The following is a 14,789-nucleotide window of genomic DNA, read 5'->3' as shown; positions in this document are numbered from 1 at the left end:
ACTGCGCCATATCCGCGCATCCCGCAGATCCCGCGCGGGAGAGAGAGGCACGGGCCGTGAGGCCCGGGCTTCCGCCGAAGGCGCAACCGGCCCCCGGAAACGCTCAGGCAGAAGGGCCGCGCGGGTAGGGACCTCTGGAAAGACGCGCTCCGAACGGGGCGCGGCACCGACGGAGTAAGGCGCCACGGTTCCTCCACGGGACCGCCGCCGAATCTCTCAGGTCACGGGACAGAGGGGGGCCACGGAAGACCCGACGCCATTCCGGCGGCGGGAGCCCATGGAGGCACCGTGGCCGAGTCGGATTCCGCGCTTCTCGAAACGCCCCTGGCGTCGCTGCATCGCGAGCTTGGCGGGCGCATGGTGCCCTTCGCGGGCTATGCGATGCCGGTGCAGTACCCGGCCGGCATCATGCAGGAACACCTGCATTGCCGCGCCGCCGCCTCACTGTTCGACGTCTCCCACATGGGCCAGGCGGAACTCGTCGGCGAGGGCGCGGCGAAGGCGCTGGAGGCGCTGACGCCGGCCGATGTGCAGGGCCTCAAGCCCGGCCGGCAGCGCTACGGCCTGCTGATGACCATGGCGGGCGGCATCTTCGACGACTTCATGGTGGCGAATCTCGGGGACCGGCTGTTCCTCGTGGTGAATGCCAGCCGCAAGGAGCAGGACCTGGCGCTGATCGGCGCGGCGTTGCCCGCCGGCGTGTCGCTGCGCCCGCTGCCCGACCGCGCGCTGATCGCTCTGCAGGGGCCGCAGGCGGTCGCTTCCATCGCGACGCTCGCACCCGGCATTGCCGATCTCTCCTTCATGGGCATCGGCGCCTTCGAGATCGCGGGCGTGCCCGCCATCGTCAGCCGCTCCGGCTACACCGGCGAGGACGGCGTGGAGATCTCGGTGCCGGCGGAATCGGCCGAGAAATTCGCGCGCGCGCTGCTGGCGCTGCCGGGCGTGCAGCCGGCGGGGCTCGGCGCGCGGGATTCGCTGCGGCTGGAGGCCGGGCTCTGCCTATACGGCAACGACATCGACGAGACGACGAGCCCGGTCGAGGCCAACCTGGTCTGGACCATCGGCAAGCGCCGCCGCACCGAATGGAATTTTGCGGGCGCCGAACGCGTGCGCCAGGAACTCGACACCGGCGCCAGGCGCCTGCGCGTCGGCATCCGGCCCGAGGGGCGCCAGCCGGCGCGCGGACATACCGAGGTGCATGCCGGCGGCCAGAAGGTCGGCGAGGTCACCTCCGGCGGCTTCGGGCCTTCCGTGAACGGCCCCGTCGCCATGGGCTATGTCGCGCGCGAGCACGCCGCGGACGGCACGCCGCTCGATCTCATGGTGCGCGGCAAGCCGCTTGCGGCCCGCGTCGCCCCCCTGCCCTTCACCCCCCACCGCTACGCCCGCTGAGGAGCCGATCCGATGGCCGAACTGCGCTTCACCAAGGACCATGAATGGATCCGGCTGGAGGGCGACATCGCCACCGTCGGCATCACCGACCATGCGCAGAACGCGCTGGGCGACGTGGTGTTCGTTGACCTGCCCGAGGCCGGGCGCGAGGTGACGGAAGGCGAATCCGTCGCGGTGGTGGAGAGCGTGAAGGCGGCCTCCGACGTCTATGCGCCGGTCGCGGGCAAGGTGGCGGAATCCAATGCGGCGCTCAGCGAGAATCCGGGCCTGATCAACTCCGACCCGACCGGCCAGGGCTGGTTCTTCAAGCTCGAGGGCGTGGATGCCGCCGCCGTCGCGGGGCTGATGGACGAGGCCGGCTACGCCGCCTTCGTGGAGAGCGCGGCATGAGCGCGCTCTCCGACCTCGCTGCGCTCGAGGACCATGGCGAGTTCATCCGCCGCCACGTCGCGCCCTCCGAGGCCGACATCGCGGCGATGCTGCGCGAGGTGGGTGCCGCGAGCCTCGAGGACCTCGCGGCGAAGACCGTGCCCTCCGCGATCCGCGCCACCTTCCCCGCCGCGCTGCCCGAGCCCGCCACGGAAGCGGAGGCGATCGGCGAGCTGCGCGCGCTGGCCGCGCGGAATCGCGCCGACATCAAGTCGCTGATCGGCCTCGGCTACCACGGCACGCTGACGCCGCCTGTGGTGCTGCGCAACGTGCTCGAGAATCCCGGCTGGTACACCGCCTACACGCCGTACCAGGCGGAGATCGCGCAGGGCCGGCTTGAGGCGCTGCTGAACTTCCAGACGATGGTGACCGACCTCGCGGGCCTCGACGTCGCCAATGCCTCGCTGCTGGACGAGGCGACGGCGGCGGCGGAGGCGATGGCGCTGGCGCATGCCGCGACCAAGGGCAAGTCCGACACCATCGTGCTCGCCGCCGATGCGCTGCCGCAGACCATCGCCGTGGTGCGCACGCGCGCGGAGCCGCTCGGCTTCAAGGTGGTCGTCGCGAAGCCGTCGGAGATCGCGGCGACGGTCGCGGCCGAAAAGCCCTTCGCGCTGGTGCTGCAGTATCCCGGCGCCACCGGCGAGGTGCGCGACCTGCGCGGCGACATCGCGGCGGTGCAGGCGGCGGGCGGGCTCGCGATCGTCGCGGCCGATCCGCTGGCGCTGACGCTGCTGACGCCGCCGGGCGAGATGGGCGCCGACGTGGTCGTCGGTTCGGCGCAGCGCTTCGGCGTGCCGATGGGCTATGGCGGCCCGCACGCCGCCTTCATGGCGGTGAAGGATGCCTACAAGCGGCTGATGCCGGGGCGTCTCGTCGGCGTTTCCGTCGACGCGGCCGGCGCGCCCGCGATGCGCCTCGCGCTGCAGACGCGCGAGCAGCACATCCGGCGCGAGAAGGCGACCTCCAACATCTGCACCGCGCAGGTGCTGCTGGCGGTGATGGCCAGCATGTACGCCGTGTGGCACGGGCCGGAGGGGCTGAAGCGCATCGCGCGCCGCGTCGCGCTGCAGGCGCGCATCCTGGCCGGCGCGGCGAAGGCGGCGGGCTTCGGCCTGGCGCACCAGTCCTTCTTCGACACCATCGCGATCGAGGCCGGCGACAAGGCCGAGGCGCTGATCGCCATGGCGCTGAAGCGCGGCTTCAACCTGGCGCGCCATGCGAAGGGCGTGGTCGGCATCGCGCTGGACGAGACCGTCACGCGCAAGGATCTCGCGCAGCTCGTCATGGCGGTCACGGAAGCCGCGCAGGCGCAGCCGCTGCCGCTCGATTCCATTGCGCCGTACGGCGGCGCGCCGGATGCGCTGGCGCGGCGCAGCGCCTTCTGCACCGCGCAGGTCTTCAACACGCATCACGCGGAGCATGCGATGCTCCGCTACCTGAAGTCGCTGGAAGACAAGGACGTCGCGCTGAACCGCAGCATGATCCCGCTGGGGTCCTGCACGATGAAGCTGAACGCGACGGCGGAGATGATCCCCGTCACCTTCCCGGGCTTCGGCGCCATCCATCCCTTTGCGCCGGTGGACCAGGCCGAGGGCTACATCGAGATGATCCGGCGGCTGGAGAGCTGGCTCGCCACGATCACCGGCTTCGCCGCCGTCTCGCTGCAGCCGAATGCCGGCAGCCAGGGCGAGTATGCGGGCCTGCTGGCGATCCGCGCCTATCATCACGCACGCGGCGAGGGGCATCGCGAGGTTTGCCTGATCCCGTCCAGCGCGCATGGCACCAACCCGGCCAGCGCGGTGATGGCGGGGATGAAGGTGGTCGTCGTCGGCTGCGACCGCGACGGCAATGTGGACCTCGACGACCTGCGTGCGAAGGTTGAGCAGCATGGCGCGAATCTCTCCGCGCTGATGGTGACCTATCCCTCCACGCATGGCGTGTTCGAGACGGAAATTCGGGAAATCTGCGCGCTGATCCATGCGAAGGGCGGGCAGGTCTACATGGACGGCGCGAACATGAACGCGCAGGTCGGCCTCACCTCCCCGGCGGCGATCGGCGCGGATGTGTGCCACCTCAACCTGCACAAGACCTTCTGCATCCCGCATGGCGGCGGCGGTCCCGGCGTGGGTCCGATCGGCGTCGCGGCGCATCTGGCGCCGCATCTGCCGAACCATCCGCTGCTGGCCGAAGCCGGGCCGGCCAAGGGCTTCGGGCCGGTCAGCGCGGCGCCCTTCGGCAGCGCCTCCATCCTGCCGATCAGCTACGCCTATATCCGCATGATGGGCGCCGAAGGGCTGACGCGCGCGACGCAGGTGGCGATCCTCAATGCCAACTACGTGGCCCGGAAACTCGCGCCGCATTTCCCCGTCCTCTATCGCGGCGCGAACGGGATGGTGGCGCATGAATGCATCCTCGACTGCCGCGGTTTCCAGCAGAATGGCGGCGCGACGGTGGAGGACATCGCCAAGCGCCTGCAGGATTTCGGCTTCCACGCGCCGACCATGTCCTGGCCGGTGGCCGGCACGCTGATGGTGGAGCCGACCGAATCTGAGCCGAAGGCCGAGCTCGACCGCTTCATCGAGGCCATGGTTGCGATCCGCGAGGAGATCCGCGCCATCGAGCAGGGCCGCGCGGACAAGGCGGACAACCCGCTGAAGAACGCGCCGCACACCGCGGCCGAGGTGATGGCGGATTCCTGGACGCATGCCTACACGCGCCAGCAGGCGGCCTTCCCGCTGCCCTGGGTCGCCGCGCACAAATACTGGCCGCCGGTGAAGCGCGTGGACAACGTGCATGGCGACCGGCACCTGGTCTGCACCTGCGCACCGCTGGAGGCCTACGCCCAGGCGGCCGAGTAGACGCGAAAGGCGCAGGCTTCCTGCAGCCGGGACGGGTATGCGGAAGGGCGGCGCGCCCTTCCGCATGCCGCCATTTACGGTTGGCGATTCAAGCCTTTGGGCGGACGCACATTGTAACGACGCGTCGGCTGCATGTTGACTCTTCGTTGACGGATCGGCACATTGTCGAGCGAGCTACTCGGGGAAGATCCCCACCCCTCATCCGTCCGGGAGTTGCGTCGTGCTCCGCCATATCGCAGCCGGTGTCCTTGGCCTCGCCCTTGTCGGCCCGGCCGTCGCCGAGGCCAGCACCATCACGCATGACAGCGTGGCCGACTTCACCATCCTCAGCTTCAGCGGCGGCGGCCCCGTTGCCCCGTCGCGGTCCGACGCGAACGCGATGTTCGACGGCGACACCCGGACGATGCGCTCCCTCGGCATCGGCGGCCAGCTGATCGCGGGCATCCCGACCGATCGCGCCATCTCCGAGCTGACGCTGATCGAGCTGACCTTCGGCATCTTCAGCAACCACCGCGAGCAGATGACCATCTCGCTCGGCCTCGACACGGACGGGAACGGCAGCCCGGATGCGGGCTGGACCGATATCGGCGTGGTGCGCAACGACGAGTGGAGGGATCCGGCGCTGCCGCCGGTCACGCCCGCGCCGGGCCTGACCGAGGCGACGCTGGCGGGGACCTTCAGCAACGACCTGACGAGCTACATCGTCACCATCACCGGCGGCCCCTTCAACCTGATCCGCTTCCTGGACAGCTCCCCGGCCGCGCCCGGGCGGGACGGCTTCGACATCGCGGAGCTGCGCGTCGTCTCGACGGCGGGCGGTCCCGACCCGGTGAACCCGGTCCCCGAGCCCGCGAGCCTGGTGCTGCTGGGCGCCGGCCTCGTCGGGCTCGGCCTCGCGCGGCGCCGGGAGCGTCGGGCCGCCTGAGCCGCCCATCGGGGCGCGCGCGGCTCCGGCCGCGCCGCGCTTGCGATGCAGGCGGGAAAGCCGGAAGTCTGGCGCATGACCGATGCGCCGCCATGGACACTGCTGCAAAGCACGCCGCTGATCCGGGACCGCTGGATCAGCCTCCGCGCCGACAGCCTCCGCAAGCCGGACGGCGTCGAGCTCTCGCCCTGGTATGTGCTGGAGTATCCGGACTGGGCGGCGGTCGTCGCGCTGACGGACGATGATCGCCTCGTGCTGGTGCGCCAGTGGCGACATGCCGCGCAGGCCTGGTGCCTGGAACTGCCGGGCGGGGTGATGGACCCGGGCGATACCGATCCCGTCGCGACCTGCCGGCGCGAATTGCGGGAGGAGACAGGGCATGACGCGCGGGAATGGCGCAGCCTCTACGCCGCCTTCCCCAACCCCGCGATCCAGAACAACCGCATCCACTTCGTCCTGGCGCAGGGTGCCGCCCCCGCCGGCGCCGTCGCGCATGACGAGGGCGAGACGATCCGGGTGGAATGCCTGCCCGTGGCGGAGGTGCTGGCCGGCCTCGGCAACGGGCTTCTGCACCAGGCGATGCATGCCGGCGCCCTGCTGGCGGGCCTGGCCGCGGTGGGCCGGATCCGGCTGTGACAGCGCAGCGGGTCTTGCGGCGCGGGCTGCTGCTCGCGCTGCCGGCGCTGCTTGCCGCCCGGAGCGGCCGGGCTGCGGCGGTGCGGAGCGCCTGGCACGACGCCACGCGCGACCGCGACCTGCCGGTGCTGATCCGGCTGCCGGAGACGCCCGGGCCGCGGCCGCTGGTGCTGCTGAGCCATGGACTGGGCGGCTCGCGCGAGGGGCTGGCCTATCTGGGCCGCGCCCTGGCGGGGGCGGGGTTCGTGGCCGTGCATCTGCAGCATCCGGGGACCGATGCCGCCGTCTGGCAGGGCGTGCCGGAGCGCGCACCGGCGCTGGCCGCCGCCGCGCTGGATGTCGCCAATGCCGTGGCGCGGCTGCAGGACGGGATCTTCGCGGTGGAGGAGGTGGTTCGCCGAGGCGACCTGCCGGGCGATCCGCTCGAGGGGCGGGTGGATGCCGGGCGGCTGGCCGCGGCCGGGCATTCCTATGGCGCCTGGCTGGTGCAGCATCTGCTGGGCCAGCGCCTGCCCGGCGGGGATCGCGGCTTGCGGCTGCCGGAGCGGCGACTGAAGGCTGGCATACTGCTCTCCCCATCGCCGCCGCGCGGGTTGCCGCCCCGCCTCGCCTTCGCGCGCGTGACGACGCCGATGCTGCACGTGACCGGGACCGCCGACCATGGCTGGGTGGAGGGAGCGACGCCGGCGGACCGGGAAGTGCCCTTCCGCGTGATCAGCGGGGCGCCGCAGGTGCTGGTGGTGCTGGAGGGCGCGCGCCACGCCGCCTTCGCCGACGAGCAGGCGGCCGGCCCGCGCTGGTCTGATCCGACCTATCACGCCCGGGTGGCGGCGGTCTCCGTGCTGTTCCTGCGAGCGATGCTGGCGGGCGAGGCCGCCGCGCGGGCCCGGCTTGCGGCCGGTGCCCCGGCACTGCTGGAGCCGGACGACCGGCTTGAGACGAGCGGGTTCTGAGAGCCGACGGGGACCGTCAGCGGTCGTCGCCGCCGCCGCGCGCGGAGAAGCCGGGCCCGTCGGCGGCCTGGACGGCCGCCGCGGCGCGCTTGATCGTGCGCTCGACCGCGCCGTTGCCGCCTTCGGCCAGGGCCGCCGCGCCGATCATGAGACCGAACACCGCCGCCGCCGCGAGGAAGGCATATTCGAGGCTGACGGATCCGCGTGAGCGGCCGCGTAGCACAGCCTCGCAAACTGGAAATCGTCTCATTCTGCGATTCCCGCCCCTGAAATCAGGATCACAGAATGTATGAAACTTGCCTACAAATCAATACGTATCTTCGGTCTTTCGCGCACAGGTCGCACATTCCCCGACAATGCCGCCCGACGTAGGGCGCCAAGCACCGGACATCCGGACGCACAAAAGCGAACGGGGACCTTTCGGTCCCCGTTCGCCTCGGCGCCGCCCGTAAGGGCGGCGCTCCCAGGTTCTGCGTGACTATCAGGCCGCGCGAAGCGCCCGCGGCAGATCGGCCACGGAGGCGTCGATCAGCGCCGCATCGGCAGCCGCGTCCACGCTCGCGGAGAGCACGTCGCGCGCGGCGACGGTCGCGATCTCCGCGGCGGCGTTGCGGACCTCGGCGACCGCGCTGGCCTCGGCGGCCGCGATGCGGTCCATCGCCATGCGCTCCCGACGCTTGGCGCCGGCCTCGGCCTCGGCGGCGGTGGCCTGGGCCACGCGCTCGGCTTCCTCACGCGCGCGGGCCAGCATGGCCTCGGCCTCCTGCTGGGCCGCCTTGCGCTCGGCCTCGGCCTGGCGAAGCATCGCCTCGGCCTCGGACCGCAGGCGCTGGGCCTCGTCGAGTTCGGCGCGGATGCGCGCGCCGCGCTCGTCCAGCATGGCGGTCACCCGCGCCCAGGCGGTCTTGCCGACCAGCAGGACGAAGACGACGAAGGAGACCGCGACCCAGAATTTCGGGTCCAGCCAGAAATATTCGTAGTGGTGTTCCATGGCGAAGCTCCCTCAGCCCGCGGCGCGGGCGGCCAGGGCGCGATCGACCGCGGCCTCGAGCGCACCGCGGTCCGCCCGGCCACCGACCTTGCCGACCAGCGTCTCAGCCGTGGAGAGCGAAACCTGCCGCAGCGCGCCCATCGCGGCGTCGCGCGCCGCGCCGATCCGCTTCTCGGCTTCATCGATCTGGCGCGCGAGGCGCGCGTTCAGCTCCTCGGCGCGGGCGGATGCCTCGGCCTGGGCCTGCTGCATGGCGGCGGCGATGGCGGCCTGCGCCTCGGCCCGCGCCTTGGCGGTGGATTCGCGATGCGCGGCCATGGCGGCGTCGGCTTCCGCCTTCGCCTGCTGGGCGGCGTGCAGGTCGGCGGCGATGCGCGCGCGCCGGTCCTCGAGCACGCGTTCCACGCGCGGCAGCGCGTAGTTCGCCATCACGTAGTACAGCAGCCCGAAGATGATCAGCAGCCAGACGATCTGGGCGATCAGCAGCGGATTGCCGAATTCGAGCTGCGGCATGGAACCCCCTGTCCTGCGTCGCATGGGCACGAAGGCACCCATGCCACCCGCGCGCCGGTGCCTTTCGGGCTAGCGGCGGCGCGCGGAAAGGGCCGGCCCGTGGGCCGGCCCCAGGTCGCTCAGGTGAACAGGATGAGGAAGGCGATCAGCAGGGCGAAGAGCGCCACCGCCTCGGTCAGGGCGAAGCCCAGGATGCCGATCGGGAAGACCGCATCGCGCGCCGAGGGGTTGCGGGCCACGCTGTTGATCAGCGCGGAGAAGATGTTGCCGATGCCGAGACCCACGCCGAACAGCGCGATCACGGCGATACCGGCCCCGAGAGCCTTGGCGGCGGCGACTTCCATTGTCCTACATTCCTCTGTCGAGTGGTTTCTGTCCGAACGCGACTGCTTCCGGCACCCCGGTCACATGGCGGGTCAGTGCAGGTGCACCGCGTCGTGCAGGTAGATGCTGGTCAGGATCGCGAACACATAGGCCTGCAGGAAGGCCACCAGGATCTCGAACCCGACCAGGGCAACGTTCACCGTCAGCGGCAGCACCGCGATGAAGGGGCCGGCCACGCCGAGGCCGCCGAGCAGCACGATGAAGGTGGCGAACACCTTCAGCATGACGTGGCCCGCGACCATGTTGGCGAAGAGACGGATGGAAAGGCTGATCGGCCGGGAGAGGTAGGAGACGATCTCGACCGGGATGATGATCGGCGCGAGCCAGATCGGCGCGCCTTCGGGGAAGAAGTAGCCGAAGAACTTCTTCCCGTGCAGCATCAGCGCGACCACGGTGATCAGCACGAAGACGATCGCGGCGAGCGCGAAGGTCACCACGATGTGGCTGGTGAAGGTGAAGGCGAAGGGCAGCAGGCCCAGCAGGTTGCCGAACAGGATGAACATGAACAGGCTGAAGACGAAGGGGAAGAAGCGCTTCCCCTCCGGCCCGACCTGCCCGATCACCAGGCCCTGGATGAACTCGTAGGCGCTTTCGGTCAGCGACTGCAGCCGCCCCGGCACCACCGCCTGGCGCGAGATGCCATACATCACCAGCAGCGTGATGAGCCCCACCGCCAGCAGCATGTGCGCCGAGGACTGGGTGAAGCCCACGGAATGCCCGATCGGGCCGAGCACCGTCTTGAGCTCGAACTGGCCCAGCGCGTCGATCGTCTTGCCTTCGGCAGCCAAGTCCCGCTCTCCCGCCCAACCCTGTGCGGGCATCGCCCGCGGCTGCCTATTTTCCGGCGTTGCGCGGGTTGAACAGCCGATAGACGTTCAGAACCCCGGCGACGCCGCCGAACACGAAGAACAGGAGGAAGAGCCACGGCCAGGTGCCGAGCCAGCGGTCGAGCAACCACCCGAGGCCCACACCCGCGATCAGCGCCGAGACGACCTCGACACCGGCCCGGAAACCGACACCCCAAGTGCCGCCCTGCGGTAGCTGCCCGGACCCTGACGCACCGGACTTCGTCCCGTGCCGTTCCCGAGCCTTCCGCAGCCGATCCTCGAAGTCCTTGTTCTCCGGCACGCGCGCTCCTCCTTGCGGTCCCCCGCCCGGAAGGCGGGCCGTCCCTACGGCGCGGGGGCAGTCATGTCAAGGCAACGTGTGCCGCATTGCAGCATGACCCGGGGATTGATGCGGCGTCACGTCCTCCAGCCGGTCCACTGCCCGCAACGCCGGGAACCAGCGCATCCACAGCAGCACCACCGTCATCGTGCCGAAGCCGCCCAGTACGACCGCCGCCACGGGCCCGAGCAGCGCCGCCATGCTGCCGGCATAGAACTCGCCGAGCTGGTTGGAGGTGCCGATGAACAGCGAATTGACCGCCGCGACCCGGCCGCGCATCTCGTCCGGCGTGCCGAGCTGCACCAGCGATTGCCGCACCACCACGCTGACCACGTCGGCCGCCCCCACCAGCGCCAGGGCGAGCACGGACAGGGCCAGCGATTCGGACAGGCCGAACACGACCGTGCCGGCGCCGAACAGCGCCACCGCCCGCAGCATGCTGCGCCCCGCCCGCCGCCCGAGCGGCCGCCAGGCGAGCCAGAGCGAGGCCGCCAGCCCGCCCACCGCGAGCGCCGAGCGCAGGATGCCGAGCCCCCATGGCCCGGCATCCAGGATGTCGCGCGCATAGACCGGCAGTAGCGCCGCCGCGCCGCCGATCAGCACCGCCACCATGTCGAGCGTCACCGCCCCCATCAGCGCCGGCCGCGCGCGCAGGAACACGAGGCCGGACAGCAGCACCTCCAGCGTGACGCGGCCCCGCGGCCGCGGCTGCGCCGCCATGCGGATCAGCAGCACCAGAACGGCGGACAGCAAAGCGAGGGCGGCGACGCCGGCATAGGGCGCGGCCGGCCCGCCCGCCGCATAGAGCAGCCCGCCCGCGGCCGGCCCGGCGATGGTCGCCGCCTGCCCCGTCGAGGCCGCGAGCGCATTCGCCCGCGCCAAGTCCTTCGTCGCCACCACGCTGGCAAGCAGCGCCTGGGAGGCCGGCATCTCGAAGGCGCGGGTGGCGCCGAACAGCGCGACGATGGCGAAGATCCAGCCGGCATCGAGCCAGCCCGCGAGGCTGCCGGCCGCCAGCGCTGCTGCTGCGAGGCCGTTCGCGGCGCGGCAGGCGGCGGTCACGGCGCGGCGGTCGAGCCGGTCGGCGGCCAGCCCGGTGACCGGCGTCAGCAGCAGCATCGGCACGAACTGCACCAGCCCGATCAGGCCGAGGGCGAAGGCGCTGTCGGTCAGCGCATAGACCTGCCAGCCGACCGCGACGACCTGCATCTGCAGCGCGAAGGCGGACAGCACGCGGGAGGAGAGGAACAGCAGGAAGGGCGGCTGGCGCCACAGCGGAAGCGTCGCGGGCGCGGGGTCTGCCATGGCGGGATGGCAGCACCGCTCGCCGCCCCGCGTCCAGCCCGCCGGCGGGCCTACCTACGCGCCGATGAAGCCGCCCGACTGCCGCTGCCAGAGCTTCGCATAGACGCCGCCCAGCGCCAGCAGCTGCGCATGCGTGCCCTGCTCCGCCACGCGGCCATGATCCAGCACCACCAGCCGGTCCATCCGCTGCAGGGTGGAGAGGCGGTGCGCGATGGCGATCACCGTCTTGCCCGCCATCAGCCGATCGAGGCTCTCCTGGATCGCCGCCTCCACTTCGGAATCGAGCGCGCTCGTCGCCTCGTCCAGCACCAGGATCGGCGCGTCCTTCAGCAGCACGCGCGCGATGGCGATGCGCTGGCGCTGCCCGCCCGAGAGCTTCACGCCGCGCTCGCCGACATGCGCGTCGTAGCCGGTGCGCCCGCGCCAGTCGGAGAGCTGTGCGATGAAGCCATGCGCCTCCGCGCCGCGCGCGGCGGCCTCGACCTCGGCCTCGGTCGCATCGGGGCGGCCGTAGCGGATGTTGTCGCGGATCGAGCGGTGCAGCAGCGCCGTGTCCTGCGTCACCACGCCGATCGCCGCGCGCAGCGATTCCTGCGTGACGCCGCCGATGTCCTGCCCGTCCACCAGGATGCGCCCGGCCTCGGGCGCGAAGAAGCGCAGCAGCAGGTTGATCGCGGTGGTCTTGCCCGCCCCGGAATGGCCGACGAGGCCGACGCGTTCGCCCGGCGCGATCGCCAGGTCGAAGCCGTCCAGCACCGCGCCGCGCCTGCCGTGCAGCACGTCCTCCGGCGGCTGGCCGTAGCCGAAGCGCACATGATCGAAGTGGATCGCGCCCTGCGTCACGGCCAGCGGCACGGCGCCCGGCGGGTCGGGTGCGGTGGGGGGGACGGCGATGGAGCCCATCGCCTCCTGCACCACGCCGATATTCTCGAAGATGCCGGCGACGTTCATCGCCACCCAGCCGGAGATGTTGGCGATCTGCCAGGCCATCGGCAGCGCCGCCGCGACGACGGCGAGCGGGATTTCCCCGCGTGACCACAGCCAGATGGCGAGCGCGCCGGTGCTGACCAGCAGCGCGGCGTTCAGCGTGGAGAGCAGCAGCCCGTTCAGCGTGACCAGCCGCGTCTGGCTGCCGAAGTCGCGGTTCAGCCGCTCCAGCGCCTCGCGCACATGCGCATCCTCCTGCTCGGCGCGGGCGAAGAGCTTGACGGTGGTGATGTTGGTGTAGCTGTCCACCACGCGCCCGGTCAGCGCGCTGCGCGCCTCCGACGCCTTGCGCGCGCGGTCGCGCATGCGCGGCACGATCAGCCGCAGCAGCGTGGCGTAGAGCACGAACCAGCAGAGGATCGGCAGCGCGAGCCGCGCATCGGTCGCCGCCAGCGTCAGCACCGCGCCCGTGCCGTAGACCAGGATATACCAGACGGCGTTGACCGACTGCACCACGCTCTCGCGCAGCGCCGGGCCGGACTGCATCACGCGGTTGGCGATGCGGCCGGCGAAATCCTCCTGGAAGAAGGGCAGGCCCTGGCGCACCACGTGCCAGTGGCTCTGCCAGCGGATCATGCTGGTGACGCCGGGGATGATGCCCTGCTGCGTCACCAGGTTCTGGCAGAGGATCGCGAGAGGCCGCGCGACCAGCAGCAGCGCCGCCATGCCGGCCAGCGTCCAGCCGGCCTGCGCCCAGATCCCCTCCGGCCCGTAGCGCTCCAGCAGGCCGACCACCTGGCCGATGAAGACCGGGATCGCGAGGTCGAGCAGCGCGACGACGAAGCCGGCGGCGAAGAGCGCGAGGAACAGCGCCCGCGCCTGGCGCGCGAAGTGCCAGTAGAAGCCGATCAGCGAGCGCGGCGGCGCGGCCTCCGGCACCGGCACGCCGAGCAGGCGCGCGGCAGGCGAACCCGGCGGGGCCACCGGGTCCATCGCACGCTCGAACAGGCGGATGGGCAGCACGCCGGCAGGACGCGGCGCGTCTCCGCCCGGGTCAACCATGCTGGCGGGCGGCGCGCCGTGCGGGATCGTCGGGCGCCGGCACGTCGCGCGGCGCGACGCGCAGCACCAGGTAGCCCGCGAGGCCGGAGACCAGCGACCCGGCCAGGATGCCGATCTTCGCCTGGTTCTGCAGCGCCTCGCTGTCCGGGAAGGCGAGCAGGCCGATGAAGAGGCTCATCGTGAAGCCGATGCCGCAGAGCAGGGATACGCCGACCAGCTGCCCCCATCCCGCGCCCATCGGCACATCGGCGAGCCCGAACCGGATGGCGAAGGCCGCCGCGCCGAAGACGCCGACAAGCTTGCCCACCGAAAGCCCGAGCGCGATGCCGAGCGTGACCGGCTGGGCCAGCACCTCCCAGCTCAGGCCGAGCAGCGGCACGCCGGCATTGGCGAAGCCGAAGACCGGCACCACGAGGAAGGCGACGGGCCTGGCCAGCGCATGCTCCAGCCGGTGCAGCGGCGATTCCTCATGCTCCACCGCACCGGGCGAGGGACGCAGCGGGATGATCAGCGCCAGCGCCACGCCGGCGATGGTCGCATGGATGCCGGACCGCAGCACCAGCACCCACAGCAGGGCGCCGAGCAGCAGATAGGGCAGCAGCCGCGCGACGCCGAAGCGGTTCATCGCGATCAGCGCCGCCAGCACCGCCGCCGCCAGGCCGAGATCCAGCAGCGAGACATTGGCGGTGTAGAACGCCGCGATGATCAGCACCGCGCCGAGATCGTCGATGATCGCGAGCGCGGTCAGGAACACCTTGAGCGAGACCGGCACGCGCGAGCCGAGCAGCGAGAGCACGCCAAGGGCGAAGGCGATGTCGGTGGCGCTCGGGATCGCCCAGCCGGCCAGCGCCTCCATATTGCCGCGGTTGAGCGCGGCATAGATCCCGGCCGGCACCACCATGCCGCCGACGGCGGCAAGCCCGGGCAGGATGCGGCGCGGCCCGGAGGAGAGCTGGCCGTCCAGCACCTCGCGCTTGATCTCGAGGCCGACGAACAGGAAGAACACCGCCATCAGCCCGTCATTGATCCAGTGCCCCAGGCTGAGCGGGCCGAGATAGGTCTTCAGCGCACCGAAATAGGCCGGCGCCAGGGGCGAGTTGGCGACCACCAGCGCCAGCGCCGCCGCGCCCATGAGCACCAGCCCGCCCGCCGCCTCGTTGTCGAGGAAGGCGCGCAGCGCCGAGGGCGGGCGGCGCGATGGTGCAGGCTTGGCCATGCGGGGGAGGTCTCCGGCTGCCGGG

The 14,789-nt window shown here is 71.6% G+C and carries 15 protein-coding genes and 2 riboswitches; of the genes, 6 read left to right on the top strand and 9 right to left on the bottom strand.

Translation table 11 applies throughout. The annotated features are described in order from the left end of the window. Positions 1-25 precede the first annotated feature (25 nt). Positions 26-129, top strand: a riboswitch (glycine riboswitch). A 2-nt stretch (positions 130-131) separates the two neighbouring features. After that, positions 132-235, top strand: a riboswitch (glycine riboswitch). Positions 236-288: 53 nt separating this feature from the next. From gcvT to DFH01_RS07830, 6 genes are all read left to right on the top strand, one after another. Continuing rightward, the gene (gene gcvT, locus DFH01_RS07855; protein ID WP_109869761.1) at positions 289-1,395 is read left to right on the top strand and encodes a glycine cleavage system aminomethyltransferase GcvT; all 1,107 of its coding nucleotides are present in this window, start codon (positions 289-291) and stop codon (positions 1,393-1,395) included. 12 nt (positions 1,396-1,407) lie between these two features. Then, positions 1,408-1,785, top strand: a complete 378-nt coding sequence (gene gcvH, locus DFH01_RS07850; protein ID WP_109869760.1) for a glycine cleavage system protein GcvH — start codon at positions 1,408-1,410, stop codon at positions 1,783-1,785. Continuing rightward, positions 1,782-4,685, top strand: coding sequence for an aminomethyl-transferring glycine dehydrogenase (gcvP, locus tag DFH01_RS07845; RefSeq protein WP_109869759.1), 2,904 nt, complete (start codon positions 1,782-1,784; stop codon positions 4,683-4,685). Before gcvH ends, gcvP begins: the two co-directional genes overlap by 4 nt. Before the next feature lie 220 nt (positions 4,686-4,905). After that, on the top strand, positions 4,906-5,610 hold the full coding sequence (locus tag DFH01_RS07840; protein WP_233256004.1) for a PEP-CTERM sorting domain-containing protein: 705 nt from the start codon (positions 4,906-4,908) through the stop codon (positions 5,608-5,610). 75 nt (positions 5,611-5,685) lie between these two features. After that, positions 5,686-6,246, top strand: coding sequence for an NUDIX hydrolase (locus DFH01_RS07835; RefSeq protein ID WP_109869758.1), 561 nt, complete (start codon positions 5,686-5,688; stop codon positions 6,244-6,246). Beyond that, positions 6,243-7,199, top strand: coding sequence for an alpha/beta hydrolase family protein (locus DFH01_RS07830; RefSeq protein ID WP_233256003.1), 957 nt, complete (start codon positions 6,243-6,245; stop codon positions 7,197-7,199). Before DFH01_RS07835 ends, DFH01_RS07830 begins: the two co-directional genes overlap by 4 nt. Before the next feature lie 16 nt (positions 7,200-7,215). Here DFH01_RS07830 and DFH01_RS28090 read toward each other — a convergent pair whose 3' ends face one another. The 9 genes from DFH01_RS28090 to nhaA all read right to left on the bottom strand — a co-directional run bounded on the left by DFH01_RS28090 (position 7,216) and on the right by nhaA (position 14,764). Further along, positions 7,216-7,449: a hypothetical protein gene (locus DFH01_RS28090; RefSeq protein WP_158287651.1), complete on the bottom strand. Its 234-nt coding sequence runs from the start codon at positions 7,447-7,449 to the stop codon at positions 7,216-7,218. Between the two features lie 231 nt (positions 7,450-7,680). Further along, the gene (locus tag DFH01_RS07820) at positions 7,681-8,190 is read right to left on the bottom strand and encodes a F0F1 ATP synthase subunit B family protein (protein ID WP_109869755.1); all 510 of its coding nucleotides are present in this window, start codon (positions 8,188-8,190) and stop codon (positions 7,681-7,683) included. 12 nt (positions 8,191-8,202) lie between these two features. Further along, positions 8,203-8,703, bottom strand: a complete 501-nt coding sequence (locus DFH01_RS07815; protein WP_233256002.1) for a F0F1 ATP synthase subunit B family protein — start codon at positions 8,701-8,703, stop codon at positions 8,203-8,205. 119 nt (positions 8,704-8,822) lie between these two features. Beyond that, positions 8,823-9,047 carry an ATP synthase subunit C family protein gene (locus DFH01_RS07810; RefSeq protein ID WP_109869753.1) on the bottom strand — a complete coding sequence of 75 codons (225 nt, stop codon included), beginning with the start codon at positions 9,045-9,047 and terminating at the stop codon, positions 8,823-8,825. A 72-nt stretch (positions 9,048-9,119) separates the two neighbouring features. Beyond that, positions 9,120-9,908 carry a F0F1 ATP synthase subunit A gene (locus DFH01_RS07805; protein ID WP_199231149.1) on the bottom strand — a complete coding sequence of 263 codons (789 nt, stop codon included), beginning with the start codon at positions 9,906-9,908 and terminating at the stop codon, positions 9,120-9,122. Positions 9,909-9,921: 13 nt separating this feature from the next. After that, positions 9,922-10,215, bottom strand: a complete 294-nt coding sequence (locus DFH01_RS07800; RefSeq protein WP_109869751.1) for an AtpZ/AtpI family protein — start codon at positions 10,213-10,215, stop codon at positions 9,922-9,924. A 66-nt stretch (positions 10,216-10,281) separates the two neighbouring features. Next, entirely contained in the window at positions 10,282-11,559 is a 1,278-nt protein-coding gene (locus DFH01_RS07795) for an MFS transporter (protein WP_109869750.1), read from the bottom strand. Between the two features lie 54 nt (positions 11,560-11,613). Beyond that, positions 11,614-13,509 carry an ABC transporter ATP-binding protein gene (locus DFH01_RS07790; protein WP_332903270.1) on the bottom strand — a complete coding sequence of 632 codons (1,896 nt, stop codon included), beginning with the start codon at positions 13,507-13,509 and terminating at the stop codon, positions 11,614-11,616. A gap of 31 nt (positions 13,510-13,540) precedes the next feature. Further along, the gene (gene nhaA / locus DFH01_RS07785) at positions 13,541-14,764 is read right to left on the bottom strand and encodes a Na+/H+ antiporter NhaA (RefSeq protein ID WP_109869749.1); all 1,224 of its coding nucleotides are present in this window, start codon (positions 14,762-14,764) and stop codon (positions 13,541-13,543) included. Positions 14,765-14,789 lie beyond the last annotated feature (25 nt).

It is taken from the genome of Falsiroseomonas bella (assembly GCF_003173615.1).
Taxonomy (GTDB): domain Bacteria; phylum Pseudomonadota; class Alphaproteobacteria; order Acetobacterales; family Acetobacteraceae; genus Falsiroseomonas; species Falsiroseomonas bella.
The sequence above is the reverse complement of the archived record's forward strand: the minus strand, read 5'-3'. Positions and strand labels throughout refer to the sequence as shown.